Origin of the sequence: Marinifilum sp. N1E240 (genome assembly GCF_009295825.1) — a bacterium.
In the GTDB taxonomy this organism is placed as follows: Bacteria; Bacteroidota; Bacteroidia; order Bacteroidales; family Marinifilaceae; genus Marinifilum_A; species Marinifilum_A sediminis.
In genome coordinates, this window is record NZ_WHKF01000028.1 from 1 (window position 1) to 1,937 (window position 1,937).

Here is a 1,937-nt window from a genome sequence, read left to right on the forward strand (position 1 = left end):
CATGACTCTTTACCACAGCACCTTTGGGTGGTTTAGTTCGTATAATGATAATACTTATTGGTACTCATGATTTCCGCTTCGCTCCAATTGATGCCCCCTCCTGTAAAACGACATCGGTGGGTCAAGCTTACAACTGCTTTCCACCATCTCAAATAAAGCATGCAGCACTCGTTTATACCGATGTGCTGCTTCTTGGCACACTATGTAACGTAGGTGCCTTAGTTGATTTATGTTTTAAATTTTATAAAAAGGAAAGGTAGTCATTTTAGAATTACATTTAACTATAACAATTCTAAAATGGCTACCTTGCCGTGGCTCATTAAAAGCATAAAACCTTCGAAAACCCGCTACCCGCCTATGTTATATGAGCGCGTGTTGGCGATAGTTATTTTTTTAATCCAGAGAAATTGTATAGTCATTCCGATTACAATGCCCAATATTCCACAAATTGTTAGTTCAATTAATTCAAATTTGAAAAATGTTGGGTTGTCAATAATGGATATAGCATTAATCGTAGCCATTCCATTTAGTTGCCAGATCAAATCAACGATCAGACCTCCTAAGTATAGAGTCAAGTAAAGCAAAGGGAATAGTGCCAAGGTTAAATATTTTTTTAATTCTTTTTGAACTTTGCTCTTTGACTCAATTAAGAATGAAATTGGCAATAAAATGAACAGGGGGTAGAAGAAATAATCATTACCCCAGAGGTTCGTCATCTCGTACCTTAAGTTGTTGTTACCTAAAACTGTTTTAATGAGTAGAACAAAGATAACTGCTCCTACAATTCCAATTATTAATGATTCTATTATTAATGTAATTAGATGTCTTTTTGAAAATTTCTTTTTCGCTTGATTCACTGTCTTTATTTCTAATTATCGCCAACGTTAAGTATAAGAAACGTAAGTGATTTCGAAGCTCTTACCTGTCAATTTGCACTGAGCCAAATTTGCGATTAGACACAAATTTATTGTTTTAAAACAAATCGTCAAATCGCAGATTTGGCGGAGCTGATTAAATGCTCCAAACCTCCGTAAACCACTGAGCCACTTATGTTTTTTATACATTGTTGGCATTAGTTGTTCTTCTTTTGTCCGATTATCATCATTCCATAAAATAGCACTCCACTTCCAATCACTCCTAAGGAACTCCAAGTCGTACCAGAGTCAGGATTAAACACTTTTGTTAGGGCTAATATTAGAAATCCAACTAATAAGAAATAGAAAACCCACCGGAATGATTTGCTTGCATAAATGCTTTCTCCTTCTTTAATCGGTTTAATTTTAGTATCTGAATCAAGTCCGTTTTTGTAGTCATTTGATAACCTTGGAAAATCTTTAACAAGTCGGTTAAAGTCGTCTTTAATTGGCAAAACATTTAGTCTATTCACTTTGTATCGTGTCTTGTTTGTCAAGTTTATAATAAAACTATCAAATGTTCTGTCTTCCTGAAATACGTAATTGTCAACTAAATTCCACGGAATATTAAAGCTCTTTTCACAACTCAAAATGAATCTACGTTCCCAAATATGTTGAATTCCTTCTTGTGTAAGTACAACCTTAGCTTTTCCCATTCCAATCAGGTGTGCAAGGTAAAATGATGTCACAAAAACGGCTAAAAACTGAATAATTGAAATAATCTCACTGTCAGGTTGTGGTATATGGTCATTTATCAGTATCAGACTTGAAACTAAAATTCCAATCATTGCGATTATAAATCTTACTATTGAATGCACTTTAATTCTATATTCTCTATTTTTCATTTCTGTTATTTGCTTGCAGTCTGCGTCTCTTCAATTAATGCCAACGGTCTATGGTCGAGTAGGCAAAGGGAGTTTCACCCTAAGCCTCTCACAGAACCGTACGTGATAGTCTCCCATCATACGGCTCTTCTAATTTTATTTACAAGTAAATGCTCATCCTCTTTCAAGTTGGCAAATT

Annotated in this window: 2 protein-coding genes; both read right to left on the bottom strand. The window is 34.7% G+C overall.

The window, feature by feature from the left end; translation table 11 throughout:
• Positions 1 to 347: 347 nt before the first annotated feature.
• Positions 348 to 857 (bottom strand): hypothetical protein, encoded by a 510-nt coding sequence (locus tag GCQ56_RS20105; protein ID WP_152736333.1) that lies wholly within the window; start codon positions 855 to 857, stop codon positions 348 to 350.
• 215 nt (positions 858 to 1,072) lie between these two features.
• Positions 1,073 to 1,759, bottom strand: coding sequence for a hypothetical protein (locus tag GCQ56_RS20110; protein ID WP_152736334.1), 687 nt, complete (start codon positions 1,757 to 1,759; stop codon positions 1,073 to 1,075).
• Positions 1,760 to 1,937 lie beyond the last annotated feature (178 nt).

Coding starts and splice junctions, on each gene's coding strand:
- GCQ56_RS20110 (WP_152736334.1), bottom strand. CDS start 1,759: ATGAAAAATAGAGAATATAGAATTAAAGTGCATTCAATAGTAAGATTT.